The organism is Acinetobacter pecorum, from assembly GCF_014837015.1.
GTDB classification, from domain to species: Bacteria; Pseudomonadota; Gammaproteobacteria; order Pseudomonadales; family Moraxellaceae; genus Acinetobacter; species Acinetobacter pecorum.
Map to the genome: position 1 here is coordinate 16,496 of NZ_JACSPT010000020.1, position 26,424 is coordinate 42,919.

The 26,424-nt window shown below is 34.6% G+C and carries 32 protein-coding genes; 13 read left to right on the forward strand and 19 right to left on the reverse strand.

All coding sequences use genetic code 11. The features are described from left to right. Window positions 1-3: 3 nt before the first annotated feature. The 10 genes from H9629_RS13005 to H9629_RS13050 all read right to left on the reverse strand — a co-directional run bounded on the left by H9629_RS13005 (window position 4) and on the right by H9629_RS13050 (window position 8,476). On the reverse strand, window positions 4-564 hold the full coding sequence (locus H9629_RS13005) for a hypothetical protein (protein WP_191731235.1): 561 nt from the start codon (window positions 562-564) through the stop codon (window positions 4-6). Between the two features lie 45 nt (window positions 565-609). Beyond that, window positions 610-1,071 carry a GNAT family N-acetyltransferase gene (locus tag H9629_RS13010; RefSeq protein WP_191731236.1) on the reverse strand — a complete coding sequence of 154 codons (462 nt, stop codon included), beginning with the start codon at window positions 1,069-1,071 and terminating at the stop codon, window positions 610-612. Then, entirely contained in the window at window positions 1,071-1,718 is a 648-nt protein-coding gene (locus tag H9629_RS13015) for a hypothetical protein (RefSeq protein ID WP_191731237.1), read from the reverse strand. Before H9629_RS13015 ends, H9629_RS13010 begins: the two co-directional genes overlap by 1 nt. A 33-nt stretch (window positions 1,719-1,751) precedes the next feature. Beyond that, on the reverse strand, window positions 1,752-3,875 hold the full coding sequence (locus tag H9629_RS13020) for a hypothetical protein (RefSeq protein ID WP_191731238.1): 2,124 nt from the start codon (window positions 3,873-3,875) through the stop codon (window positions 1,752-1,754). 1 nt (window position 3,876) lies between these two features. Continuing rightward, the gene (locus H9629_RS13025; RefSeq protein WP_191731239.1) at window positions 3,877-4,434 is read right to left on the reverse strand and encodes a hypothetical protein; all 558 of its coding nucleotides are present in this window, start codon (window positions 4,432-4,434) and stop codon (window positions 3,877-3,879) included. A 118-nt stretch (window positions 4,435-4,552) separates the two neighbouring features. Beyond that, window positions 4,553-5,428 (reverse strand): phage capsid protein, encoded by an 876-nt coding sequence (locus H9629_RS13030; protein WP_191731240.1) that lies wholly within the window; start codon window positions 5,426-5,428, stop codon window positions 4,553-4,555. A gap of 219 nt (window positions 5,429-5,647) precedes the next feature. Next, complete coding sequence (locus tag H9629_RS13035) at window positions 5,648-6,388, reverse strand: hypothetical protein (RefSeq protein WP_191731241.1); 741 nt, start codon at window positions 6,386-6,388, stop codon at window positions 5,648-5,650. A 23-nt stretch (window positions 6,389-6,411) separates the two neighbouring features. Then, complete coding sequence (locus H9629_RS13040; RefSeq protein WP_191731242.1) at window positions 6,412-6,606, reverse strand: Bbp19 family protein; 195 nt, start codon at window positions 6,604-6,606, stop codon at window positions 6,412-6,414. Beyond that, on the reverse strand, window positions 6,596-8,275 hold the full coding sequence (locus H9629_RS13045) for a portal protein (protein ID WP_191731243.1): 1,680 nt from the start codon (window positions 8,273-8,275) through the stop codon (window positions 6,596-6,598). The genes H9629_RS13040 and H9629_RS13045 overlap by 11 nt, the downstream gene beginning before the upstream one ends. Further along, window positions 8,276-8,476, reverse strand: a complete 201-nt coding sequence (locus H9629_RS13050; protein WP_191731244.1) for a hypothetical protein — start codon at window positions 8,474-8,476, stop codon at window positions 8,276-8,278. It abuts the gene before it with no gap. A gap of 804 nt (window positions 8,477-9,280) precedes the next feature. Between H9629_RS13050 and H9629_RS13055 the strand changes: the two genes are divergently transcribed. Both H9629_RS13055 and H9629_RS13060 read left to right on the forward strand, forming a co-directional pair. After that, a complete protein-coding gene (locus H9629_RS13055) occupies window positions 9,281-9,457 on the forward strand; it encodes a hypothetical protein (protein ID WP_191731245.1) in 177 nt (58 codons plus the stop codon). Continuing rightward, entirely contained in the window at window positions 9,454-9,993 is a 540-nt protein-coding gene (locus tag H9629_RS13060; protein ID WP_191731246.1) for an acetyltransferase, read from the forward strand. Before H9629_RS13055 ends, H9629_RS13060 begins: the two co-directional genes overlap by 4 nt. Here H9629_RS13060 and H9629_RS13065 read toward each other — a convergent pair. Next, window positions 9,974-10,330 carry a hypothetical protein gene (locus tag H9629_RS13065; RefSeq protein ID WP_191731247.1) on the reverse strand — a complete coding sequence of 119 codons (357 nt, stop codon included), beginning with the start codon at window positions 10,328-10,330 and terminating at the stop codon, window positions 9,974-9,976. The genes H9629_RS13060 and H9629_RS13065 overlap by 20 nt on opposite strands. Further along, window positions 10,320-10,649: a hypothetical protein gene (locus tag H9629_RS13070; protein ID WP_191731248.1), complete on the reverse strand. Its 330-nt coding sequence runs from the start codon at window positions 10,647-10,649 to the stop codon at window positions 10,320-10,322. Before H9629_RS13070 ends, H9629_RS13065 begins: the two co-directional genes overlap by 11 nt. Window positions 10,650-11,952: 1,303 nt before the next feature. Here H9629_RS13070 and H9629_RS13075 point away from each other — a divergent pair. The 4 genes from H9629_RS13075 to H9629_RS13090 all read left to right on the forward strand — a co-directional run bounded on the left by H9629_RS13075 (window position 11,953) and on the right by H9629_RS13090 (window position 15,442). Continuing rightward, window positions 11,953-13,857, forward strand: a complete 1,905-nt coding sequence (locus tag H9629_RS13075; RefSeq protein ID WP_191731249.1) for a DEAD/DEAH box helicase family protein — start codon at window positions 11,953-11,955, stop codon at window positions 13,855-13,857. Between the two features lie 252 nt (window positions 13,858-14,109). Further along, entirely contained in the window at window positions 14,110-14,859 is a 750-nt protein-coding gene (locus H9629_RS13080) for a Rha family transcriptional regulator (RefSeq protein WP_191731250.1), read from the forward strand. After that, window positions 14,852-15,115, forward strand: coding sequence for a hypothetical protein (locus tag H9629_RS13085; protein ID WP_191731251.1), 264 nt, complete (start codon window positions 14,852-14,854; stop codon window positions 15,113-15,115). Before H9629_RS13080 ends, H9629_RS13085 begins: the two co-directional genes overlap by 8 nt. Before the next feature lie 12 nt (window positions 15,116-15,127). Then, window positions 15,128-15,442, forward strand: a complete 315-nt coding sequence (locus H9629_RS13090) for a hypothetical protein (RefSeq protein WP_191731252.1) — start codon at window positions 15,128-15,130, stop codon at window positions 15,440-15,442. A gap of 190 nt (window positions 15,443-15,632) precedes the next feature. Here H9629_RS13090 and H9629_RS15400 read toward each other — a convergent pair whose 3' ends face one another. Together H9629_RS15400 and H9629_RS13100 are read right to left on the reverse strand one after the other, a co-directional pair. Beyond that, window positions 15,633-16,268, reverse strand: coding sequence for a hypothetical protein (locus tag H9629_RS15400; protein WP_225215809.1), 636 nt, complete (start codon window positions 16,266-16,268; stop codon window positions 15,633-15,635). A gap of 59 nt (window positions 16,269-16,327) precedes the next feature. Next, window positions 16,328-16,999, reverse strand: a complete 672-nt coding sequence (locus tag H9629_RS13100) for a hypothetical protein (RefSeq protein ID WP_191731253.1) — start codon at window positions 16,997-16,999, stop codon at window positions 16,328-16,330. Window positions 17,000-17,131: 132 nt separating this feature from the next. Here H9629_RS13100 and H9629_RS13105 point away from each other — a divergent pair, with 132 nt between their 5' ends. Both H9629_RS13105 and H9629_RS13110 read left to right on the forward strand, forming a co-directional pair. Beyond that, a complete protein-coding gene (locus H9629_RS13105) occupies window positions 17,132-17,755 on the forward strand; it encodes an AAA family ATPase (RefSeq protein WP_168379746.1) in 624 nt (207 codons plus the stop codon). Between the two features lies 1 nt (window position 17,756). Next, entirely contained in the window at window positions 17,757-18,224 is a 468-nt protein-coding gene (locus H9629_RS13110) for a hypothetical protein (protein WP_191731254.1), read from the forward strand. A gap of 12 nt (window positions 18,225-18,236) precedes the next feature. Here H9629_RS13110 and H9629_RS13115 read toward each other — a convergent pair whose 3' ends face one another. Beyond that, entirely contained in the window at window positions 18,237-18,782 is a 546-nt protein-coding gene (locus H9629_RS13115) for a helix-turn-helix transcriptional regulator (RefSeq protein WP_191731255.1), read from the reverse strand. A 203-nt stretch (window positions 18,783-18,985) separates the two neighbouring features. On the opposite strand from H9629_RS13115, the gene H9629_RS13120 reads away from it, so the two are divergent. Continuing rightward, a complete protein-coding gene (locus H9629_RS13120; RefSeq protein WP_191731256.1) occupies window positions 18,986-20,131 on the forward strand; it encodes a hypothetical protein in 1,146 nt (381 codons plus the stop codon). A gap of 35 nt (window positions 20,132-20,166) precedes the next feature. On the opposite strand, the gene H9629_RS13125 is transcribed toward H9629_RS13120, so the two are convergent. Beyond that, window positions 20,167-20,724 (reverse strand): recombinase family protein, encoded by a 558-nt coding sequence (locus H9629_RS13125; RefSeq protein ID WP_191731257.1) that lies wholly within the window; start codon window positions 20,722-20,724, stop codon window positions 20,167-20,169. A 466-nt stretch (window positions 20,725-21,190) separates the two neighbouring features. Here H9629_RS13125 and H9629_RS13130 point away from each other — a divergent pair, with 466 nt between their 5' ends. Next, window positions 21,191-21,532, forward strand: coding sequence for a hypothetical protein (locus tag H9629_RS13130; RefSeq protein WP_191731258.1), 342 nt, complete (start codon window positions 21,191-21,193; stop codon window positions 21,530-21,532). Window positions 21,533-21,640: 108 nt separating this feature from the next. Here the strand turns inward: H9629_RS13130 and H9629_RS13135 are convergent, their stop codons facing one another. Then, complete coding sequence (locus H9629_RS13135) at window positions 21,641-22,345, reverse strand: SDR family oxidoreductase (RefSeq protein ID WP_191731259.1); 705 nt, start codon at window positions 22,343-22,345, stop codon at window positions 21,641-21,643. Window positions 22,346-22,870: 525 nt separating this feature from the next. Here H9629_RS13135 and H9629_RS13140 point away from each other — a divergent pair. The 3 genes from H9629_RS13140 (at window position 22,871) to H9629_RS13150 (ending at window position 24,721) form a co-directional block, all read left to right on the forward strand. Continuing rightward, on the forward strand, window positions 22,871-23,914 hold the full coding sequence (locus H9629_RS13140) for an HD domain-containing protein (RefSeq protein ID WP_191731260.1): 1,044 nt from the start codon (window positions 22,871-22,873) through the stop codon (window positions 23,912-23,914). Between the two features lie 218 nt (window positions 23,915-24,132). Beyond that, entirely contained in the window at window positions 24,133-24,429 is a 297-nt protein-coding gene (locus H9629_RS13145) for a type II toxin-antitoxin system RelE/ParE family toxin (protein WP_005175534.1), read from the forward strand. 1 nt (window position 24,430) lies between these two features. Beyond that, window positions 24,431-24,721, forward strand: coding sequence for an addiction module antidote protein (locus tag H9629_RS13150; protein WP_060875721.1), 291 nt, complete (start codon window positions 24,431-24,433; stop codon window positions 24,719-24,721). Window positions 24,722-24,814: 93 nt separating this feature from the next. On the opposite strand, the gene H9629_RS13155 is transcribed toward H9629_RS13150, so the two are convergent. Continuing rightward, window positions 24,815-25,357, reverse strand: a complete 543-nt coding sequence (locus tag H9629_RS13155; protein WP_180075587.1) for a cysteine hydrolase family protein — start codon at window positions 25,355-25,357, stop codon at window positions 24,815-24,817. Between the two features lie 84 nt (window positions 25,358-25,441). After that, complete coding sequence (locus H9629_RS13160) at window positions 25,442-26,326, reverse strand: MBL fold metallo-hydrolase (protein ID WP_180075588.1); 885 nt, start codon at window positions 26,324-26,326, stop codon at window positions 25,442-25,444. Window positions 26,327-26,424 lie beyond the last annotated feature (98 nt).

Consider the following 26,424-nt stretch of genomic DNA (forward strand, 5'->3'; position numbering starts at 1 on the left):
CTATTAAGCCCATCCTGAAGCATTCTGTTTTATTCTGCTTGTGTCCATTGTCAGCGTATTTGATTGAATACCTGATACTGGTTGAGTAGTTGTCTTGCCTACTGTTGCGTTTTTAGGTGCATTGCCAAAGGCTGATAAAGCTGTAGATGCTGTATTCAGTATACCGCTTACAGTTGCATTCTTAGCCTGTAGGTTGTAGTTCTTTGCATCGGTTTGATATTGAGCAGACTGGTTTTTATAGTTGAAGAAAGTGGTCCAAACATCCTTAGAAGAGTTCAGATCTATATCCTGTGCAATGGTATCTACTACAGTGTTATCTGCATTTAGATCGAGTCCATTTGCAGCCATTTGTGCCTGTGCTGCACTTGCCTGTTTCTTACCAAGTTCTCGAATACGATTCGCTTCTACTCTGCCCTGTGACTCTGCATTCTTAGCATTCTGTTCTGCTTGTTTAGACTGTGCTTTAGCTGACTGCCTAGAGTTGTATGCTGCATAAGCTGTACTAGCCACTGCTAAAGCTGTTGCCGCCCAATAAGCGACTGCTGCTGCTCCTGCTGCTGCCATAGTTGTATTAAACCTCTTATTTATAATTGTATTATTAGTTGTATTTTATAACTTCATTTCTAAGAAGTTTCCTGTGTGATCAAAGCCCATCTTCTTATAGAAGCTTACTGTCTTTTCTGTATTGATACGTGTTGCTGTTCCGCACTGTATCCAGTCTGCACCCTGTTCTTTAGCCCATTCAATGAAAGCTTTAATAAGCATATAAGCAGCTTTACTTCCCCTTTTTTCAGGCTTAACAAATAAACAGTAGTCAAAAGCCATAAGTGAGTCAGATTGCCATTCTTCCTGTATGCCACCCATAAAGCCACCCAATATATTGTTATCTTCATCTTTAACGATTAATACGCATCCTTGAGATGGATACAGGATCAAAGTCTGTAATTGAGTTTTGACTTTATCTAAGTTGATTGGACGTTGTGAGTATGTGTCTGACTCTTGCCAGAATTGAACTGCTATCTCTAACAGTTCAGGTATGTCTAATATTCTTGCTTGTTCTAGTGTGTACATTAATCCTTGCCATATTTATTGTTATATATGTGTTGATAGAAATACTCTAATTCTTCATTTCCTTTATAAAAATCTCCACTTCCCATTGTTTGTATGGTCTGAAGAAAACCATAGCTTGCTAATTCTTGTCCGGCCCCGTCCAAATCGTTATTAAAAATTCTATAATCTTCATTATTTTTTCTTTCTAAATGCAGATGATAACTAGTAGAAATTTGTGTTAACAGGTAAGAAGTCAGTTTAGGGATGATATGTGAATATTTTAAAAATTTCCTTCTATCTAATTGTTTTGAATCATATAAAATAGATGCCCTAGCAATCATTTGTGAATGTTTAGGTAGATAACTTTTTTCTAGAGCATTAAGTATTTCTCCTCCCATTTCTATATTGCTTTTATCTTTAAAAATCTTAAAAATTTGACCAGGTTTGTGTAATTCACACTCTTCTACAAATTGTATAAATTTAAAAGATCTCTGATTTTCTTGATATGATATTACACAGTTATATATTCCTTTAACCGCATTTGTTATTGGAAATGCCTTTATAATTTCCTCTAAAGCTGTTTCTGCTACTTCTAAGACAACATTATCAAATCCATTTTCAACTGTTTCAGCTAATATCAAATTAGCATTAGTATCATTTCTCTTCATTGTAATACTCTGATTTAAGTTACTTTAATCATCTTACCTATCATTGATATTCTGTTCCATGACAATAGCCGTTATATGCAATGGTAATGGTTCAGATTGTTCTATGATTAACTTGAAGTTGTCGAAGTCAGCCCATCCGTTCATCTCAATCCTTTTTGATCCTGTATATGGTACAGGTGGTACAAAGATGTTATCTGTAAACTGCTTCAGCTCTACCATTTCTCCATTCACTGTAGGATTGATAGATTCATATAGATAAAGGTTGATATGGTTGATCTTGATAATGCTTGGACTTGAGGTTGCAGGACTGCCCTGTAATTCAGGAGCAAATAAACTCACTCTTGAAGTGAACTTACGTCCTATATAAATCGTATTAACAGCCATTTCACAATCAATCGTTAATGTATTGCCTTCTCTTTTTAAGATAGGAAGTGAGTAGGTTGTGTTGCCATCTTTATAGTATGCAGCTATATCATTTCCTAAGATCCCGATCTGAGGATGTTCTACGATACAAGGCTTGTTGTGCTGTACTTGGATCTGAATAACTGAATCTAATAAAAGCTCTTGCTTCATCTGTTCAATCTGTACTATTCCATTTCGATTGACCAAGAAATAAAGTCTGTCAGATCCACTAGTAGAAGGTAATGAAGTCACGCTTAATACTGTTCCACCAATATCATGTGTTGACCAAGCTATAACTGATTGTTCTCTATTTAGTGTCAAGCTTGCTATCTTGCCACTGTTTAATACAAACCAAATAATTGAGTCTGGTTCTGCTGCATAAGCCATTTCTTTAAAGCCACCATTGTTCTTAGCTATATGGCTTGCTAATACTGTCAGCTCTGAAGATGTTAATGAGTCAATTGAATAGTCATAAAGCAATGTACGAACTCTTTCTGCTCCACGTTGAATAAAGATCAGTTCTGATCCTACTTTAATTGGCTTGATGTTTTCAGTTGATCCAAAGCTTGTATGTTCCAGGATTGAAGTATTGGTAGGTGTCATTGCATTCTGTGAACTGATAACTAATTCAGCCCCCCCTGTCATTACACATATACCTCGTGATTGAGCTAAATGTAGTACGTTGGTCAATTGGTCCGAACTTGCTGAAACTGTAAAGCTATCCCCATCTGCTACTGTAGGAAGGAAGTTAGTTACATCTCCTACTCTTGATAACCAGACATAGTTTGGATAGGTTTTAGTTCCTGCTATCACAAGTCGCTGCTGATACATCGTTACGGCTCTTGGATAACCTAAATTCAGCTCAAAGATGCCTTGTTTCAAGGTCCATGAGTTGCCGATAGCTTCAATATCTGTATTTAGTTTTAAAAGGATTTCACCTCTTACTGTTGAAGGACTGACATACTGATCTATACGGACAATGCCCTCATTAATAAATACAAATTTATTAACATCTGCTGCTGTAAAGGCTTGAGCTTCAGTAACAGTTGTTTCTGTCCAGTTGTAGTCAGGCGTATGTCCACTGTCATCATAAGAGCCTAGAGTTGGTGTATTGCCCTGAGTAATACGAAGAGCCTTGAAGTAGCGTTTAACATTATTAATTGTGTAGTGACAAATATCACCAACCTGATAGCGTTTTGTGTTGTCGTATATATCGTATGGTGAAGCAGCTAATGTAACTGTTTTCCCTGCACTCTTTTCGTTTGGTTTAAGTGGAAGTGTTGGAGTCTCTACCTCTTCCAAAGGCGGTACATAAAAATCAAATGAATCATAACTCCAATTGGTTAGATCTTCTGATGCTCTAAGCCAAGCTAAAGGATGATTACTGTGTGCTAAGAAAAACTGATACCTGTTCTGACAATAACTGATCTCTTGGATTTCTTGAGCTGTATATGAAGTTGATAAGCTTCTGACTAATGAGCCGTTAGTATCCAGTACGTCTATCTGATTAGGTTTAAAAGCAAGTAGGTAGGTAATTGAATGACTGATAATAAAAGGAAGGATTCTGACTGCTCCTGCTGTAATTGCTAAGGCTTGTGTGCCTCCCCTTCTCTTTAATCCACCTTCTACAATAGGTAGAAAGTTCAGCATCTCTTTTGTGCCATTACGGTATTGTTGAAGATCCGTTCTCATCCAAATATGAGGACTGAGTTCTCCTGAAGTAAAGTTATTTTTTATAAGGTTGATCTTAGCCATATTAATGACCTCTGATCAGTGAATAGTCTGAGTCTTTAAAGAATTGTTGTGATGGTACTTCTTGTGCCTGTACTGCTTTTGCCTGCTTGATAAGCTCCTGACATTGCATGTAATAGCTGTCTGCTGTGCCTTGTGATCCTGTTACTGCTTTAGTGATCTTTGATGCTAAATAAAGAATTAAGCATTCAGTAAATAGACTATCGTATGTTTCTTCATTCTTGTTATCGAATACATAGACCAGGTTAAGTTCTGATTGATCTGAAAGAAGTCTGTCTGTCTCCACAACATAATCTTCTGTATTAGCATTGATGATTCTGATTAGATCATCAGGTAATTGGAATTGATATGAATAGCCAAACTCAGGTTGTGTTGAGATTGGATTTAACTTAATGCGCTTGGTTGAGCATTGGAAGGGATGAAGTCTAAGTAGTGCTTTACGTGATGTGTCATAGACTGTTCTCATGCGTCTAGCTGTACTTGTGTTCTCTTCAAAACTTGTAATCGAGTCAGCCCCGACTAAAGATAAAGCTTGATTTGCTATGTCTACTCTATTGGTCATGTAGCATCCTTAGTTATTGTTATTATTAGGTATTGAAAGCCCCCTACCCTGTTACAGATAGAGAGCCTTGTTTTATTTAGTTGTATTTAAACTTCTATTTATAGTTGTATTTTTACAATTAAATTTTAAACTTGAAAGCAACTACTTTCTTCTCATCGGTACGTACAGCACCAACTGATTCAATGTGGCCAATTGAATGGAAACGGTTAGCTGTTTCAACTTCTACGATCTTCAATGGAGAAATGCTATTCACACCAATCTCTACTGAGCTACGAGTATAGGCTACCCCTGTAGCTGATAGACCATCTGCTGCTGTAATGCCTTCATAGTGGACAAAATTAAAGCCTAAAAAGTTTGATACCTCTCCACGTTGGAGCATTTGCCCTGCAAGGTAATCTGCTGAAGTAAGAGTAGTATCTGCTAGTAAAGCGTTTAGTAAGTCAGCGTTATAAGTGATATAGATCTCTTCATCGTCAGCCAAATTTTTAGTGAACTTAGTACGGATGTCGATCAGAAGTTGTTTACTGATTGGAGTTGCTGCATCACCTAAGATTTGAGAAGCAGGAAGAGCTACGTTTGTATAAGTGTCTGCACCAACTTCTTTACGTGGAGCGTTACCAAGAAGAGCGTTATATACAACTGAATCTACTTTACGATTCCATTTTGAATGTAAGCGAGTTAATAGTTGATCTTGTGGATTAGCCTTGAGCTTAGGCAGGTCCTGTATTGCAAGTCTGGAAAAGTTAGAGAAGTCATTCATTGTTGCTAAACGAGAAGCGAATGATGCATCTACATAAGATGTGTTGCCGAAACGGTCAGGAGTTGCCAGTACATCACCTAAAGTACCCATCTCATTTACTGTGAATGAAGTACCTGTTACAGAGCCAATATTGGTTACTGTTGATAAAAGTTTAGATTCTTTTTGTTCTAAGAGTGCTACATAAGTATCCGCATACTGTTTAACGAATACTGAATCAATGCTTGAATATGCCATTGTTTTTATTGTCCTTGTTTATTTTTTATAATTATTTTTTGTATTTATAAAACTATTTATCATTGTATTTTTAGTTCTATGATTGTATTGTGGTTGTAGAGCTTATTGTTGTTTCAGTTGTCCATATCGGGCTGATAAGAGTTGATACAGTCACATGCTCTACACAAGGACTGTATGGCTTAAAGCTTTATCTGAACGCCACTTCAGGAGCTATAGAAATTATTTTCTTAGGCTGTCGTAATACGAATCAATCTGAGCCTTTACTGATTTGTGGTCAGGATGTTTAACATTGAAAAAGGCTTCACTACGCATTAAGGATTGAATGTCTGTACTGACTACTGAACCGTTACTGATTGGCTTGTCTTCATTTAACTGTGAGCCGAAGTAAGCTGCCATCTTAATGAATGCTATGTTGTTGCCAATCAGAGGATCTTGAATCTGATCTTCTGTAATGCCACAGGCTTTAGCTGCTTTAACTGCATTGAAGATATTTGACTCATATTTATCACCCCATTCTTGTTGAAGTGTCTGTACTGTCGTATCCGTATCAATCTGTGAACTATTGGATACCAGGTCTACAGCTCTTTTATCGTATTCAGAAATAAGGAAGTCTAATTGCTTGTTCGTGATCCCATGCTTATGAGCTTCAGCTAGAAATTCTTTATTTGATTCATCTGCTTTAAACTCTTCAAAGTCTTCACGTTCAAGTTTGTAGTCATCTACTGTCTTTGGTGGAAGGTCGCCAGTACCTACACGCTTCTCTAAACCGCTATACGATTCTGAAAGCTTTGCTACTGTTGCTTTGTAGTCTACCGATCCATCTTCTGCTGTTACCTTGAATTTTTCAGGAATACTTGTATATATAGTTGTATTATTACCTGTACTTAATACTGTATTAATCGTTGTATTTTCTATATTTGAGTCAGTTACGTTTTCGATTTGTTCTACGTTGTCTGTCATTCTTATTCTCTTTTTTATTCTTATTACTTGTTCTGTTCAGCTTCTTTGATACGAGCCAATATGTAGTTGATTACATCGGCTTGACCTAGATTGAAAGCTGTCTGAGTTGCTGAGTCTTTATCAAATGCTAACTTGGCATGAAAGATTGAAATAAGTTCATCTAATACTTTGATACCTTCTTCACTGGTAAAGACTCTTTTATATTGATTATTGTGCAAACATTTCTCCTAGCTGTTCAGGTGTCATGTTCCTTGCTTGATCTTTCGCTATGTCCAAGCCTGTCTGACCTACTTGTGACATAAGAGCTTGCTGTTGTTGCTGCTCTTGCATAGCCTGTTGTTGTTCCTGTTTGGCTTGTCTGAGTTCTGCTATTTCTTCATCCGTTCTAATCGCTTCAGTTGGTACTGCTAGAGCGTCAGCACATATCTGTACCATTGCATCCATGTTCAAGTTATCCATCACTGTAGGATCAATCTGTGCCATCTGACCGACATTCAACATAAGTTCTTGGATACTTGTTACCCAGGAAAGTTTTTGACTACTTGCCATAGGATTAAGGAAATTAAAACTAATACGTGAAGCTTGCATTAACTCTTCAGGTGCAGGAGGTAACATTCCTGATCTCATTGATAGACCCCATACACGTTCTAGTAGTGTTTGGAGATATTCAGATTGCATACGAGAGAAAATTGCACCTAACTGATTTCGATATACGTTTACTCTAGCTTGGATCTCTGTAGCGGTTAATGGTGAACTTCCTTGAGGTGTCAATTGGTCACTCATCAAAGTACGTTTAATCTTAGCTTGGAAGTGTTGAAGGAAGTCTAAGCCCATACCAACATTCGCTGATCCTGTATCTAGTCGTTTAATCGCATCTACACTGTTTGCAGCTATGATTGCATTAGGTCGAATACGCAATGTATTAGGATTAATAACGCCATCGTGTTGACTGATCCATAGGCCACCGAGGTTTAGCTCTGCTGTCTGTAGAGAGAGTTTCATAAGCTGATTGGTTGTCTTGCAGTCACTAATAACCATAGATCCCATACCCAAGCCATAATGTGAGTCTGGAATTTTCTTAAAACGAGAGACGATACAAGGGAACTCTTCATAACCTGATTCTTTCAAGATATGTTTTGATTGAGCTTCGATTGTGTATGAAGCAAAAGGCATTGCTGTTGAAACACGTTGTCCTGCTTCACCTTTAACGAGCTTCTTATCTCTAGGGAAGATTGCCTGTACTAAAATAAACTTCTGATCAGGTTTCTTATCGAGTGCTGTTTTAACTTTGTCTGATACGTTGTCTATGCCAAATTCAGATACGATCTGTTCTGCTGATAATTCAAATTCTCTGTATATCGTGTCTATAAGGCCTGAAGCTTGTGTAGAGCTGATATAACAATTGCCAATAGACCAGGTATTAAATGTGAATCCACCTTTTTCTCTATTGGTATCTGCAAATAATACAGCCCATCCTGCCACTACTAAGTCAGTAAGAAAGTCTGTTACTTCACTATCGAAGTTTGAAGAATGAATATTACGGAAGATAAAGTTATCAACCAAGTTAAGCCATTGTTCGCCCTGAGTGAGTTGTGAAGGAGTATCTACACCGCTTGGAATAGATTTGAACCATAGGCTAACAGGGGAGGTCGTACCGCTTACAATTGAACTGACTAAGAGCTGAATACCTTCAACTGCTGTCGTGTCATATAAATCTGTACGTGCCTGTTTACGTTCTGTTTCTAAGGCTAAGGCTGATACATCGGTAAAGCTTTGTTGTCTTTCAGGAGCGCAATATTTGTAGCATTCCTTCCAGTGAGCTTCATGTTTAATTCGATCTGATTTAAGTTGAGACAAGCGTTTTAATATTTGTACGCTGTCTACCATTTAAGTTCCTGTCTTTGTTTTAGGTGCTGCTAAACTTGATAAGGCTGTCTGACCATCTACCAAACTTCCTAATGCTGTGCTTTGTTTGTTTTTACGTCTAACTGCTGAGTTCTCATTAGATTCTTTTTGAGCGAGTTCCTTTGCTTTACGCTCAATTTCTTCTGGTGACTCTTGCTGTACGATTTTAGGTTTTGATCCCATTTCTTTAATTCCGTAGTTATTGTTTTGATGTTTGTATGTAGGCGTTTCTTGCGACCAGGCCTGTTGTCCTTCGGATCAAGCCAATACGATGAAGCTGTATTGTCTTGAGCAGAGCCAACGTCCTTAACGCTGTCTAGGTGCGTCTTACCGTATCTTTGTTCTTATGTTTACGTGGCATCCAATGATGCAAAATGCGCGCGCACGTACACGCACGTAGGTATATAGAAGGAGATGTTTATCTCTACTTAGAAAACTTGTTTTCAACCCTGTTCAGGTTTTAGAAAGCTCAGGAAGCTATGCAGTCTTGTCTTTAATTCTTATTGTTGTTGTACTGTAGTTGCTGTGCCTGTTATGGCTTGATTAGGTTGATTTCTTTTTTAAAAAAGGTTATGTCTGTTTAGATACAGATCTTATCTATTGTTATATTTATATGTGTATTTATAGTTGTATAAATAGTTGTAAAAGAATAAGCCAAATTAGAAAGAGAAAACTAAAGTGGCTTAAAAAGGGGATCTGATAGCCTACCTAGATAAGCTATGAGTAATTGATTAAATAAAGGATATATAAAATGACTGACCTAGTTTGGTATTACTTATAATTGTAATTATTACTTAGCCTAAGTCTGTCTAAGTAAGTGTATGAACTATATCACAATATCTCCAATTTGTCAATATGTAGTGGTTATAATGAAACTTAGATACAATATATAGTGTTTTTAATTTCAATTGTTCTCATGTTCCCTATACTTTCTAATTGTCCTCATTCGTTATATAATGACATTATCTAAATAGGAGAAGAAACCTTATGGCTACTGTCTCTTTTAATAAAAACTTTGTGGTGAGCAATCCTACTGCAATCAAGATGATCAGTGAAGATATTGCTAACCCTCGTTATGTTGAAATTAAGAAACGAGATCTCAAAGTAGAGAATGCAAAAGGTATTCAGTTATTAAAAAAACGCTTGTCCAGCTCAGCGAGATGATAGAAGCGTTTAGTCCAAGTGAACTAAACGAAATTCTGTCATCTTTTTCATGCCCTCAAAATTCTGATGTTGAAGATTTTCTTGTAAATCCGAATAAGGCTATTCGCTTTGAGTTAACCGAGAACTCAAGAACCTACATTATTCTAGATGATGAAACTTCAAATCTTTTAGGCTATTTTTCTTTAACCTTCAAAGAAATTGTCCTAGAAAATAAAAAAATCAGCAAAACAGAAATTAAAAATTTAGATGGAATAAGTAAGAATGCAAGCCGCATTAAAGCTTTTCTTATAGGCCAAATTGGAAAAAATAAAGGCATTAATAATAACTACTTGAATCTTCAGTTAATACTTGACGATGTATACACTGTGATCTCTAAAGTCCAATCATTGATTGGTGGAAGAGTTATTTTCTTAGAATGTGAAAATATACCAGGATTAATTAGACTATATGAGAATCATGGATTCAAACTGCTCGAAACTGAAGATCCTGATTGTGCAAAATTAAAGACAATGTACATCAACATTGCTCAGAAATAATTTTTTTTAAATCTTCACTTAAATCTGTATAGCATTCTGTTGTTGAACCATTAAAACTAATTTTTGGTCTGTAATGAAAACTTTCCATTTCTGTTTTGAATTGTACTTCCAAGTCATAGACGGCTTCGGCTGTTCCAGGTAATTCAAGTAGGATTTGCCATTCATAAGGCATTGAGCGTACTGTGCCGTAACGAGTCAGTATGTTATTGACTGTAACACCCAATTTATAAAACGACTCTTCCTTATCCCAACATTTGATTAAGTAGAAGATAGGCTGTCCACCATTTAGTACAGCTTGATCTATAAAGGATTGTCGTTTGCATCCCTTAATCTTCATTTTGTTTAACTACTTTTTTAGTACGAGGTTTTTTAGTTGCTTTAAGTTTTGGCCTAGTATCAGCTTTATCAGTACCTATAAGTTTTAATTCTTCTTTAATGATCTGATTAGCATCTAAGGCGTTGTAGATACTTGTTTCATGAGTAGTAATAGAAAACAGATCAGGGGATTTGTAGTAATCCTCAAATAGAGCAATAGGAATAGTTGGTCCATTTAAGATTAGTTTTAGTTTAGTGGTATCTGTAAACTCAGGAATGATGTCGTAATATGTGACAAGTACGAGCTTATCAGCTTGATAGATTTTATATACTGAATACATAGTTTCTCTTTTTAATTTAATGTTTTTCTTATTATTTTTGATGTGATTTTAAGCCTTCGGTTTTATGGCTGTTTAGTATAACTATTTGTTATATGAAAACAGATAATACATTATCATTTTTTATATTATTTGTCAACCTTTATAAATTTTAGTAATAAGAATGCCTAATCTGCATAGGCTATTTAAACTATTCTTTGGAATACTAATAAACAGAGTAGTAGCAGACAGTTCAATGTGAGTCCTTGTTGTGTACGGTAGTACACAATATGGATGATAGATTGAATACTGTCTGTTAATGGTTGATATGGTGTTGTGTCCGTAAGGATACAGTGACATAGAAAGTATGTTACAGATATCAATTCTATTTCTATCTACTATTTAATTAATTATTTAGTTAATAGGTATTTAAAAAACAAGTAAGTAAAGAGCAGCCAGTTCAAGATTAAATATGGATCTGTGCCTGTTAAGGTACAGTTCAGGTTTAAGATTGTTATTGGCTGTTAAAAGTAAAAATATGTTTGTGTCCGATAGGATACAAATATGATTTTAGTTTGTTATAGGTTAAGTAAAAAATAAGTAAATAGAAAAGAATGAGATTTGAAGCTCCTTAGAGCTTTAAATTGAATGGTTATTTATTATTTAATTCTTTATTCTTGAAAAACAAGAAACAACAAATTTATATCTGTTGATAACTTCTACTTTTCCATTACCCTACTTGTAATAGTAATGCGGAAATGTCAAAAAAATTAGACAATTTTATTTATAAAACACCATAAAAAACCAGTATTTATAAGAATATTTTAGATTTTATACACTGTCTAATTTTTTTAGAACATCTTTTTAATTTTTAGACTCTTTTAAATTCAAACTTTGAGCTGTTGTTGCGAACAATCAATATCTAAATCGAGTCACTATAGAAACAGAGCAACGTCAGATCAAAGTATCACGCCCATGATGGTATCAGATAATTGAAACTATTTGTTGGCGTGAATAACGCACCTTATTTTTTAATTGTAGTTGTGAATCCGATGTTTGATTAGGGGAATTTTTCTGTCTATTTTTTTCTAAAAAAGCTCTATTTCTCGTATAGAAATGCTAAATTTATTAGATGTTAAATCTTTATCTGATATATAAATATCAATAGCTTAGGTGTTGTTTACTATATTTTAATGTCAAAAAAAATAGTTGACATTGATATTCAAATTTTATACAATGCACGAAATAGGGGATAAGCACCCTCTAACTGCTTAAACATATATATAAATGACATGAAAATATAAGACCTATTTAGGTATACCCAATAATGGAATTACAAGATTTAATCATTGATGATGCAGTAAGTATTCAACAAAGCACTCAAGAAAACACAATTACAATTAAAGCCGGCGACTCTTCTAAACGACTTTCGGATCTTATTAAAGACTTCCCTGAAAATTGCTATATCAATAAACAAATTACTGGCTGTGGTGGCACCACGTTGGTTTTAAGAAATGCTGTTGATTATGTGGTATTAGTACCATACGTTAATTTACTTAAATCCAAAGTTGCCGATAACGAACATTTAGACCATATCAATATCATCAAACGTGGTGGTGAATGGACTGATAATGATGCTGAAATTTCTGAGCAATTAGCAGATCGTTCAAAGCCAAGAAAGATCATCTGCACCTTTGATTCACTTCCTGCTTTAATGAAGATTAAAGGTTTTGTTCCAGGTGAGTTCAAACTACTCGTTGATGAAGCGCATACACTTGTTAATTTAGGTTCATTCAAAGCCCCTAAATGCGAGTTCATCCTGCATAACTACAATAAATTTGCATCCTATGTATTTTTGACCGCTACACCAACTAAGCGTGAATATTTCCCTGATCTGATTGGGCATTTACCTTTATGTACAATTGAATGGGATAACGTAAGAGCTGTTAAATTTAACCTACAAAAATTAGATAAAGGTGTGAGTATCAACAATGCCTTATTCAATTTATGTTTGAGCTTCTTGCTTGGTCGTGAAGAAGGGAATGCTCATATTTTCTATAACTCAGTTAAAGAAATTACTCAGGTTATGGAGTGGTTAAGCAAGATTGTTGGTACTGATGGTAAACCTGTTTTCAATCGTGATGAGATCCGATTGATCTGTTCTAAGTCTGCACGTAATGAGAAGAAACTAGATACTAAATTAGGTGCATGGGGATTAGTTGACGATGTTGTAGAAAAGCCAGTAGGTAAGCTGAATTTCTATACTTCAACCATGTTTGAAGGTGCTGATATTTATGATGAGCATGGTAAAACTTACATCATCATTAATGGTTTACGTGACTATACCAAGATTGATTTTGCAGTATTAGTTCCACAAATATGCGGAAGATTGCGAGACAGCCAATATAATGAATCTATCAATATTTTATTGAGCAATGTTCCTGAAGTTGCAAGCTGTACTAAAGAAGAATGGCAATCAAATGTACTGACTAAAATTAAAGGTTCAAATGATTTACTTGAAGCTTTGAATAGTCCTACCAATAAAGATAAGCCTGCTGTTGTAAAAGCACTTCTGGACAGTATTGGTAAAGATCCATACATCTTCTTAAACGATGAAACCAAACAATTCTATGTATCTGATGTTGCTTTAAAATCAGAACTTCAATCATTTGAAGCTATGGAAGCAACTTATGTAGTACGTGATGTTGAAGGCGTTGATCATAACGCTTCAGGTTATTCAGCTTCATTCCGTGAACTATTAACTGATGAATCAAAACAGGTTCAATTTACTAGCCCAATCTCAGGTATGTCTAAGCTCTTGAGTGGTTATCAAAGTTTTAGTGAAACGATGGAAGAGTACGTGGCTGCTAAAGAGAAGAAAGATGATCAAATCGTTGCCTTGATTGATGCCCGAAATAAGAACTTTGCTAAATACTATGATGCTCTTGGAGCTGAAAAGATCAAAGCATTGCGCTATAGAAATAAAGATATTGATGAGCTGTATGAAGCTCAATTTGCAGCTACAGATAATAAACGTACTATCCAGGCTAGATTAGCTTTACGTTTAAGTGAATTTATTTCTAATGCCGAAGCAAAAGAAAAACTACGAACAATTTATGAAGCTCTAGAAATTAATAGAACTCCAAAAGCAAAAGATTTATTTGATTGGTACGATTTAAAACCAACTAAAGTTAAAGGTGAAAATGGATTATTGGTTGTTAAAATCAAATAATTTTATTTTATCTAATGATTGCTTGGTATTTTTAAAATTTCATATCACATATTTTAAACTATTGCAATCTATATTTTAATTCGATATACTTCTCAATATAAAGAAAACAATAAAAACATTAGTGGGGCATAGTCAGCCCATATTAAAAAACATCACTGACTATAAAAAAATAAACAACTCAATATATTAAGTCTGCATCCAATCAGGATATTGCGGACTCAAAATATTTATTATTTAAAGGATAAAAAAATAATGACATCATTAGTATTAAATACTCAAAACGCAACAGCATATAACACTACTCCAATTTCAGTTGTATCTACTCCTACAGTTCAAACTATGTCTTCTAGAGAGATTGCGAATCTGACAGGTAAGCGTCATGACCATGTGATCCGTGACATTCGTTCTATGCTTGAACAGCTTCAGTCCCCAAATTTGGGTTCTGAGGAATATCAAGTAATTTTAGCACCTAACAATATGACGGCAGAGATCCTACTGAACAAAGATTTATCAATTTGTTTGGTATCGGGATACAACGTACAGCTCAGAATGGCAATCATCAAAAGATGGAATGAACTAGAAGCTCAACAACAATTTGCAGTACCAACTACTTTCAGTCAGGCATTGCTATTAGCAGCTCAACTAGAAGAGCAAAAAGAACAATTAGTTTTACAGGTAGCTCAACAACAACAAGTGATTGAAGTGATTCAGCCAAAAGCAGATGTATATGACATCATTGCTAATCGTGACAACACATACACTATAAGAGATACAGCTAAACTTCTTAAAATGCGTCCTAAAGATCTTACTGATTGGCTATTAGCTAACGGATGGATATATGGAAAGACTTCAGCAACGTATAAACCATTCGCAGCACATGACCGCAATCATTTAAAACTTGTAGCTTCAAATTATGGAACACAAGTACGAGTGACAGGTAAAGGTTTAGTTTGGTTAACACGTAAGTTGAAAGTAGAACTTGAATCTAGTGATTTTGAATAAGTTTAAGGGGGCATGGGAGGAGCTAGATCAGTTCCTTTCAACCTATGATTTATCCATGCTTGCAGAGATAAATAAGGACCAGGTACATAGCCTATTGGAAGAGATCTATCCTGAAAGAATCCCATCAAAACGCATCATCACTTACATAGACCACAAAAAGAAAGAACATATACATACTGAGTATTTCATTAATGCTGAAGAAGCTGAAGCAATACTCAAAAGGGCGAGGGAACTAAGCATTCCCTTTAAAGATTAACCAGGAACAGGAATGAAAAAATTAACTAAAACTGCATACAACAAATTAGTAAAAGCAAAAATATTAAGTACAGGTTTATATAACGGCACAAACGTAGAAGCAGCAGAAATTGATGATCAACTTTATGCTCACTTACAAGACATCAAACAAGATTATAAAAAAGGGGAATTAACCCTATTCAATGCAGATGCAGAAATTGCAGTTAATTATTTAAAGTTTGAAGATGCATATTCAGATGAGTTAGATATTGATTATAGCTCAGATGATTTTTACGGATCTTATGACGACAATATGAAAGACATTAAAACACATTTTGGAGACTACTAATGGAAGCCGTATTAATCACTTACCTAATGATCAACTTATTTATCACACTACATTTAATTGATGTGAAACTAGATGATAGGCATTGAATTTCATTACTGCAATTAATGGCCCTTAGATCAATTGGAGCTAAAGGCATTTACTACAAAGACTGATTATCCTTTACCCTTGTTTCCGAAATGGAGCAGGGGGGTTATTTTATAAAGATGTACTTCTTTAAATCTATTTTTAACTCAAAATGTGCTATTGACACTTTCGCTATGCTATCCAGAACTTGTCTTTTAATCTGTTCATGTGTAGATCCTTCTTCAAAAGCTAGATTTACTATATCAATAAATTTATTTGTGGCTTCCATGTAATTAGTCAATAGGATACTTGTTTTTGGACTTTCAGCTAACAAAAGAAAATTAAATTTTTCTGAACCATTTTCGTCAAGTTTACTTATAAATTGCAAACAGGATCTTACGAACCTTGTTGGATTCCGAGGATCAATAACCGTTGAAGAATGAGAACTATCTTGAATTTTAGTATTAATATCTACAATAAGTTTTGTTTCAATATTTAGAATATTCCAAATAGCTTTAGCATCTTTCGATATAACTTGACGATTGTGCTGATCTTTCCACGACAGAAAACCAATAATAGCTACGATAGGGGTTATTACATAAGCAGTTGTAGTGATGATGGTATTTATACCTTGCATGTCAAAAGCACAAGCTAACGACTTTCCCTGACAAACTGCCATATATTGAAAAAAGCCACAGACTGCTAAAACCGCAACATAGACCAGTAAGTACAAACCTACATACTTCTCTATTTCTTTGCTCATATACCCCTCGAAATAATACAATAATCCTACTTTTATTTCCTTAGTTGGACTAGGTGATTTTATGCAAGAATGAATTGTCTTAAATGTAGCCTTATATTCTGATTGGCTTCACAAAGTCTTTCTCTAAAATCAGTTTCGGTTACTTCAATATCTGAGACAGTCTCTTTATCACCAATTTTTTCTAAGTAAGTTTTATAGTCTTTATATATTCCATAAAATTCCATATATAAAATTGAAGCATCTTTACTACCTGAGAGTTCATTAAAATAATCAAAACGTACCATTGCGTTTTCTGTATTCTTTTTAATATTCTCGATTTTATCTAATATTTTTTTATTCTCATTGAAATAAAGATAATCAGAAACTTGTAGATTATAGTAGTCATGGTCCAAATCTAGCGTCTCTATTGAAAGCTCTACTAAAAGATTCCAAACTTTTTTTGCTTCATCTGATATTACAGTTTTATTATGTTGCTCCTTCCATGCACCATAAAAAAGAATTATTAGTAAAGATGATAAAATTGAACCAACTGCTGAAATCAAATAAAAAAGTAAAGTTGTATAGTCTTTAAACTCCTCATACTCTTTTGTAATTTCAGGTAGCATCGTAGTTTTCGGATTTACACCTAAAGCACTCCAATAATGATTAAATAAGAGTATTGCTAAGATAATAAATAACCCAGCACCTAAGAAACCATATTTTCCTAAATTTTTATAGATATGCTCTTTCATAAAGTCCCCAAACTAATGCAGCACATCATACCGTATCCACTTATCAAATAAAGATAAATTCTTCTTTATACTCTTAAAAATACACTGTATTATCGTTGTATATTTAAAACTAAATAATAGAGTTAAACATATATGGCAATATACGTAATCGCCAATAGGAAAGGTGGCGTAGGAAAAAGCACTACAGCAACAAATTTAGCTTATTACTTATCAACTAAAGGCTCAGTAGTCTTAGTTGATGCCGATGACCAGAAGACAGCTTTAACCTGGCATAAATACCGTGAATCAAAAGACTTTGATTGTGTCTATCTACAAGGTGAGATTGATACTGAACTTAGCAAATTAGCCAAAACTTATGACAATATTGTTGTTGATGTGGCGGGTAAAGATTCAAAAGAATTTCGTTCAACCTTATTTGTAGCTGATCGTCTATATATTCCAACCCAAACAAGCCAATTTGATTTAGACGTTTTGCCACAAGTTACGGCATTCGTTGATGAGATCCAGGCTAAAGCTAATCCAAACTTGAAAAAGTTTTTCTTTATCAGTCGTGCAAGTACAAATGCTAAGTCTAAGGATGCAGATACAACAATTGAATATCTGACATCTGAGTACCCATCTTATACAGCTATGAAAGCTAAGTTGCATGAACGTGTGCAATTTAAAGAAGCTGCTGCTGCAAGCCAATCTGTTTTAGAAATGGCTTCAAATAAAGCAAAAGATGATTTTTATAATTGGTTATTAGAGGCTCTTTGATATGGCTAATGTAATTCGTAAACGTGAAGAAAAGCCGACTGAAGCTGCTGAAACAAAAGATACTTTAACGCCCGAACAACGTGCAGAGTTATTGAAGACACAAGCAGAAAAAGAAGATGAAGCCAAGAAACAGGATCAACCTAAAGTGATTGAGCGTCATCATGCTAAAAATGGTGCTAAAAAAGTTTGGGTAGAAGATGATGTAGATCCAACCAAAGAAAAGCGTAAACGCAATAAGCATGGTACAGCGATCAATATACCTGTATTTGTTGAAGAGTTCTTAGCCATTGAGCAAGTGTTTGAAGAAGCATTGAAGTCAGGCCAAACTGATTCTTTTGCTGATTATGTTCGAGAAATTTTGAAAGCTCATGCTAAAAACAAGCTTGGTAAAGAAAAGTATGAGGAAATTTTGAGTAAAAAATACAATCAAGTGATCCTCAAAAAAGACGATAAGATTATATCTGAATAAAAGAAAAGCTCCTTACGGAGCTTTTTTATTATCTTGGTTGTCAGTTGATTCAAGAACTTTTTTCATAAATTTTTTGCCTAACATACCTGCAAGAGCAACACCACCTACTATTGGTCCACCTAATGCGAAAGCTGCTGTACTAAGTAATACTGTACCTGCTGTACTAGGTGATGCACTAAGACTACCACCTCCCAAGTATGCAATTGCTGCCGATCCATCTTTTGCTCTAGCTAGTGACTCAAGTAACTCATTGTTTGAAGTAAGCAATGTGCCGTTTAATGCCTGAACTTTAACTTCATCATTTGTCAGAGCTTCATCTAATGCACTAAATACAGATCTAGGTTCTGTCCCATAAAATGCTGCAAGTTGATAAACCTGAACCACAGCAAATTTAGATTTTCCCTTTTCCATATTTGAAATAGCGGCTTTAGTAACACCTAAACAACTTGCTGCTTGTTCTTGAGTAATTTTTTTTTCTGCTCTAATAGTAGCCAATACTAATCCTAGAATTGCATCTACAGTCGTAACAACTGAATCTTCATTAAAAATTTCTGACATATCTCAACCCCTTACTATGACTGTATTTTATCATAAAAACGCATAAGTACAATGAATATTAATTAATCAATTAAAAATTAAAAGTAAACTCACAATTTACTTTTGCTGTTTTAAGCAATATATTTGCATCCATCGGAGCGCAACGATATGGAAATCCTGATAACAGCAGGACTTAATCAATAGTCAAATATAAAGGTAAAAATATGAAACTTTCTTTAGAACAACTCCAAGCCCTAAACGCAATTAACATGCTGAATGAAGATCAAAAGGCTGAACTAAAACGCTTAGAAGCAGAAGAGCAAAATGCTCCTGTAGAAAATGACGAGTTCAACTTTGAAACACAGACTGAAGCCAAAGAGATTTTTGATCGTAAATCTGCATTTACTCAAAAGACCCTGCCAGAATTCTTAAATGAAGCAGACCGTGATGATCTTGTCTTAACAGCAATGGCAGCATGTTCAGGCAAAGATACGAAGAATGATATGTTGCTTGTTGTTCCAGAAGAACTGAAAAAGCATGTTGCATTAGTGATTGGTTCACAGGCGTTTGGTTATGTATTTTCAGCAGACAAACTAATGAACGGTATTGTGAAAAACAAACTCATGGAAGATCCAAAACATAAGCCGATCCTTGCTTTGTATGATAAAGAACTGCCTAACCCATTCCGTCCGCATACGAAAGAAGAGCTTGAATGCTTAGGTCATCAAATCCTGATCACATCGAATGCAGATATTGGCTTATCTAAACTCAACCCTTCTTACATTGGTACTAAGGAATATTTATTTAAAACTGAAAACGCTGAAGATCTTCCAAATTTAGAAGATGACAGCAACACCACTCTTGGTCGTGAAAAATCAAATTTACGTTGGGATCAGAAAGATTGGTTTATGAAAAACCGTGAATTAATTAATCAACGGACTCAGCAAATTGCAGAGACTAAATGCCCTAAAAATGTAGACTTGGAATTATTTAAACCATTTTGTTTAAAAGCTGCATATGCTTCATTTATTTCAAAGGCATTATTTAAAGCAGTATTAGAGGATTCATTAAAGCAAGCAGCGGAAACATTAAAAGACGATGCAAGCTTATTTTTAGAAGCGACTGAAATTGCATTAACCAATTTTGAATCTTCATTTACAGGTGAGATTAATATTTCAACAAAAATGCTAGCTCATTTGATTAACAATGCACGTATTAGCGGTTTAAAATCTTTAGGTCATATTAAAGTTGCAAGCTATCTTGATGATATGCATATTTCAACACAGAAGCTTCCATGCTTCCAAGTCGGATCTTCAGCCGTAGTATTGGCACAGTTGAAACGTAAGATTGCTGAACTCAAAGCAGCATAATGATTAAGAAAGCAAGCCTTGATGACTGATCACCTTTAAGGCTTATGTTCTAAAGCCCTTTGCACTGTAGCAATACCTACTCCAAATCTTTTAGCCACACTTCTAAAAGTCGAGCCATCTTCCTGCATGGCTTTTTGTATTTCTGAATAATCTACTTTGCGCTTCCTGCCTTTATACAAGCCTTTTGCTTTGGCTTTAGCAATACCTTCCTTTTGACGTTCACGGATCATGGAGCGTTCAAATTCAGCGAATGCAGCGAGCATCTGGAACATAAGCTTATTCATTGCTGATTGTGCTACATCATGGCTGAAGGTCAGATTTTCTTTATGAAAAATGATGGTTATGCCACGAGCATTCAGGCTGTTCACAATGTCATTCAGGTCATTCGTATTACGCGCCAAGCGGTCAATACTGTGAACATGCACCGTATCCCCATCACGAAGGTATTCGAGCATAGTGTTCAATTGAGGACGTTCTCGGCTACCACCGCTAGCCTTCTCTGTGAATTTTTTATCTAGGTGGATTCCATCTAATTGACGTTCAGTATTTTGTTCAGTTGAACTGACTCGAATGTAACCGACTTGATTAGGCATTTTGTACCGTTAGATATTAGATTTATAGATACATATTGTACCTAAATATAAAGTTAAGTCTATAGATACGGATTTTTATATGATTTTGTTAGATCTTGAATTGTTCCGTTAGGCTATACCTTATAGTTACATAAATTTAGATATTAAAAACTTGTCTCCGACAAACCCAGTACGGTTCACCTAAACGGATTGCTCCCCCTCAACAAATGGAAACAGAACCCGAAAAAAGAGGCTTCTGGAGCCGATTCTTTAAGCTCTATGGCTGATCTGATTGTTCATCTAGGCTTATCAAAACCATGGAGCATTACTCAAATAGTAAGCGTGGAACGTAAATAGTCACAAAGAAACCATGATAGTGCGCTGAATCCCATCATGGTTTCATATAAGATATTGATGCTTATAGGTAAAATTCAAGCATTTCGTATAAGGTGTATTATGTTAATTTTAGGGAAATTAAAGAGTAGAAATGAACTTAAATCTGAATAATAAAAAATTTGTAAATGCTAAAAATACATCTAATGGAGAAGTATCCCATGAAACTATTTTTAATTATTACCAAGTAGGTGAGCATATAGAAGCTACATATGCTGGTGGTGGTATTACGAATGGACATTTACTAGGTTTCATGACTTCTGAGAAAACTTTCACTATGGCGTACCACCACATCAATGAGATGAATGAATTACGTATAGGTGAATGTAATACTGAGATTGAGATCCAAACCAATGGGAAAATTAAGTTAATTGAAAAGTGGCAATGGCGTAATGGGGATTGTTCTACAGGCGAATCAATCCTTGTTGAAATGTAAAGTTGAATAACTAAAGCCCTGATTTTATTTCAGGGCTTCGCATAATCCGTATTATGTTAATTTTAGAAAAATTAAACGTCAGTTAACTACTAAAATATTTTTTAAACTTTATAAACTACCGCCCCCATCAACATTAATTACTTGTCCTGTAATGAAGCTTGAATTCTCCGATAATAAGAATGATACGGCATGACCTACATCCTCTGGTGTACCTACTCTACCAAGAGGAATTTTGGCTAATAATACTTTTTCAGCATCACTTCCTTTAGGTCGAGTCTTTCTAAAAAGTTCCGTTTCAATCGGACCTGGGGCAACACAATTCACTGTAATGCCATATTCCGCTAGTTCAAGAGCCCAGGTACGTGTACAACCGACTAAAGCACTTTTTGCAGCAGCATAAGAGGTTCTGTCTTTAGAACCATACATAGCACGGCTACCAATATTAATAATTCGACCAGATTTTTGTTTTTTTAGATCTTCAATAAAGTGCTGAGTGACTTGAATAGCCGACCTAACATTCAAGTTCCATACATCCTGTAATGAGTCTAAATTAATCTTGCCTAATGGTTCAGGGAGACTAATACCAGCATTATTGATGATTCCATTTATCTGATATGAAGATGAAATGGTTTGTAGGATCTCTTGAGTTTGATCAATATTTGTTAAATCACATTTAAATATTTTTCCAGGAAAGTCGATATTTTCAATATTTCTAGCGATACCAATAACTTGATTACCTTCGCTAATAATTTTTTCACAGATGGCCCGACCAATTCCTCTACTGGCACCTGTTACTAAATATAGTTTTTCCATTTGATATCAGTTTTTTAATTAAATAAAAAATGATGAACGATCATGTAATAGATGTCTATACACATTACATCCTATTCCACTTAACATAATAGCGATTATGCGAAATGAGGACTATAGGATCCTCATTTTTTTGAGTTCGTATAAGATGTATTATGTTAATTTTAGATATTCTTAATTCTAATCCTTTCTTTCCATAATTCTTTTGGAATTTGTGGATAAGCCAACGATTCAAGTTAGTAAGGCGGTGGCTTAAGCAGGATTCAGGTTAACTAAGTTTAATTTAAAGAAGTAAGAGTTTTTTAATTTTATTGTTGAGATCTTTTAATTATGTATTGCAGCAAAAATGAGTTAACTTGAACTAAAAAATATTATTAGAGAAAATAGTTTATAGAATAAAAAATTATTGTAACTAAAATTCATAAAAATTACTTTTATTATTTTATAGTCACTACTGACATAATTTCTGAGAATTTTATAAAATATTAGGATTAAGACTATATTTGAATTTTTGTTAGGTAAAATTTTATGAGATTAGAAAAGGATTCTCTGTGTTGTAATAACAAGCAGTATTTTTCAGACCCATATTTCATAAAAAGTAATATATATCAGTTGATCACAAGCACTTCTGCCTTTAGGAGATTAGACGGTATTACTTTCTTAGGTGCTATTGGCCTAGTAGAGAAAGTAAATGGGAAAAAAGATATCAGTAGAGCTCAACATTCTATAAATATTGCTTCTTTAATCTACAAAATTAGTAATGCTAGATGTTATGATCAAGAATTAACCAAACACTTATGCGTTGCAGGGCTATTAAATGATATTGGTCATTTCCCTCTTTCTCACAGTGTGTCAGGTTACTTATCTAGAAAATTAAATATGGATCATCATACTCTAGGGAGTTTAATTATCGATGGTGAGTTTTCACAGCTTAGTGACTTAAATAAAATACTAAAAAATAATTTAGATATTAATTTTATTAAATCTTTACTAGATAAAAAAATAGAAAAAGATCTTGGTGGAGATATTTTTAGCAGTAAATTTAATGTAAGTACAATTAATGGAATATACCAAAGTGGGTTATTTATAGGTCATGATTTTTTTGATAAAGATAAAATAGCTAATGAGGTATTTTTAAAAAGCAGTAGAGATATTAACTATAGGTTATTAGATCAGTTTTGGGAGTCTAAGAATTTTATTTATAATCAGTTTATTCAGAGTGAATTTGGTTTATTTGTAGATAATATAGGTGAATTGTTTTTTAAAAAAAATAAAAATCTTTTAGATATTAATGATCTATTAAGCATAGAAAAAACATGGCATAAAAAGTTCTTTTTTATGAAGTTATTTAAAAACTTAGATTCTTCTAGTCTCCTTTCAAATTACAGAGGAAGAACATTTTATGTTCCTAAAGAAATCAATGGTAGTGATCAACTCTTTTATAAAAAACGAAAATATACTGTTAACACAAATGAAATTTCATTAAGTAATAGATATATTTGTTTAATGAATATGGAGAAACAGAAAAAGTTTAATGATAAAATTCCAACAAAAAATCTTAGCCTTTTTTAGTGTAAAGTCTTAATTTCAAAAAGTTTATGCATTCTTACTTAGCTAAACACTTACTGTAATAATTCTTATGCCTGAGCTTGGCCAAAGTAATAGGTCTGCACTTACTTCCTATTCAATTTAACATAATGGTTGTTATACGAAATTAATGGATGTTCGTATAGATTACTTGCATATTGTATTCGATCGAATACAATATAGTGAGAAGATAAGGAATTCTCATGATTGAAATTAAACGTCTGCCAGAATTTGATGAATGGTTGGATGGCATTAAAGACAATATGACCCGTATTCGCCTGAATCGTAGATTAGATAAGGTTCAACGTGGAAATTGGGGAGACATTAAGCCTCTCCAAGATGGCGTTTGGGAAATGAGAGAATTCTTCGGTGCTGGATGGAGAATGTATTACATCCAACATGGTGACGTAGTGATTGTAATGCTTGGTGGAGGAGATAAATCGACTCAACAACAAGACATCGATCGTGCAGTTAAATTATCGAAAACATTGGAGGATTAAAATGGTTAAAGTCGCTGATTTACCAAGTTTTGATATGGCTGAGTCACTCAAAACTGAAGAAGACATTGTGATGTATCTCAATATGGTTCTTGAAGATAATGATCCAGCTGAATTAGCCCATGCACTTGGTGTTATTGCTAAAGCTCGTGGCATGACTCAAATTGCTAAAGAAGCAGGGATTGGGCGTGAGGCACTCTACAAAGCCCTACGTCATGATTCAGCACCACGTTTTGATACGATTAATCGTGTAGTAAATGCTTTAGGCTTAAAACTCACTGTACAACACGCCTAAAACTTTAAAAAATATAGTAAAAATGGGAGCTAAAGGCTCCCATTTTTAGGTTCATATAACGTGTATTATGTTAATTTTAGAAAATCTTAATCTTTAACTAACATAATCTTCAGTTGATATCACTTGAGCATATGCAAATTCAAAAGCGGCCATTAATGTTGCATGGACATGACCAGCAGGTACTTTAACGCCATTAAATTCCAAGTCTAGTGTTGCACAAGCATCATGAATAACTTTTACCTTATAACCAAAATCAGAAGCAGCACGAACAGCAGCATCAATACACATATGGCTCATAGCACCAATCACGACTAACTCAGTCACTTGATTGCTATCTAAAATTTCTTTGAGATTCGTGTTTAAGAACGCATTGATGTGATTTTTAATGATCACAGATTCATCTTCTTGCGGCTTAACTGTGTCCTGAAATTCAATACCATTTGAGCTAGGTTCAAATATAGGAGATTCAGCATCAGCAATATGTTGGACATGAATCACTTGAGTACCCTGTTTACGGGCCTTCGCAATTACTTTCACTGCATTAGCAGCAGCTTGTTCAATATTTACCAATGGTAATTTACCTGTAGGTAGATATTCATTTTGTAAGTCGATAACTAATAAAGCTGATTTTGACATATCTATTCCTTTACTTAACTAATATTGGTTTTGTTCTGCTTAGGATTTTAAAGAAGTGGAATGCTTCCACTTCTTTAAGTTACTTTAGAAAGAAAGCGTTTCACCATCGATAGGAATTAAAACCTTATCTTGAATCCCTTTGTCTTCTACATATTCTGCAAGTTGAGCACGTGTTACCGACATATGATTAATGGCATCCATATGAACCGCGACAATTTTAGCATTAGGTGCTTTTTGGGTTGCGTGATAAGTATCTTCTTTCCCCATAATGATGGACTCTTTATATCCATCCATTAATGCATTACCTGTATTTAATACAATTACATCAGGTTTAAATGTTTGAATTGCCTGATCAACTTCAGGACGCCAAATGGTATCTCCTGCAACATAAACTGTTTCATGGCCTGCTGCTTCAAAAACCATACCCATCGCTTCACCTAAGCCAGCTTTAAGTTCAGCATTACGATACATTTCGTCAGTACCATGTTGACCACCAGTTTTAGTTAACTTAACACCTTGGAAAGTAGTTACAGTTAATACACGAACATCTTTGAAGCCTTGTGCTTGGATGATTTTTTGATCTGCTTTATTCTGTACAAACAAAGGCATATTTTTTGGAATAGCCGCTTGGGCTGCATCATCCCAATGATCTAAATGGGTATGTGTCACAATTACCGCATCTACACCTTCTAAAACCGTTTCAGGCTTGATAGGTAAATCAACTAATGGATTGCGTAAATAACTGCGATGACTATTAGGGAAACCCTCATAAAAGCCTTTTTTCGCAAACATTGGGTCAATTAAAAAAGTTGTATCCGCATAGGTTACTTTAATCGTTGCATTGCGAATTTCTTGTATATGCGTCACTTTAGAGGTATCTCGCTGAACTACTTTATCATTCGCATATAAATGGACTGAAGCCATTGCCAGAGAGAGTGCAATAACAGAGCTACTTAAAATTTTATTCATGTTCCAGATCCAATCATTTAGTCATACTCGAATCATGATAGGAAAAATCAAATAATAAAATTGTCCTTAAGGACAATCATCGAAACTATTGGGACAAC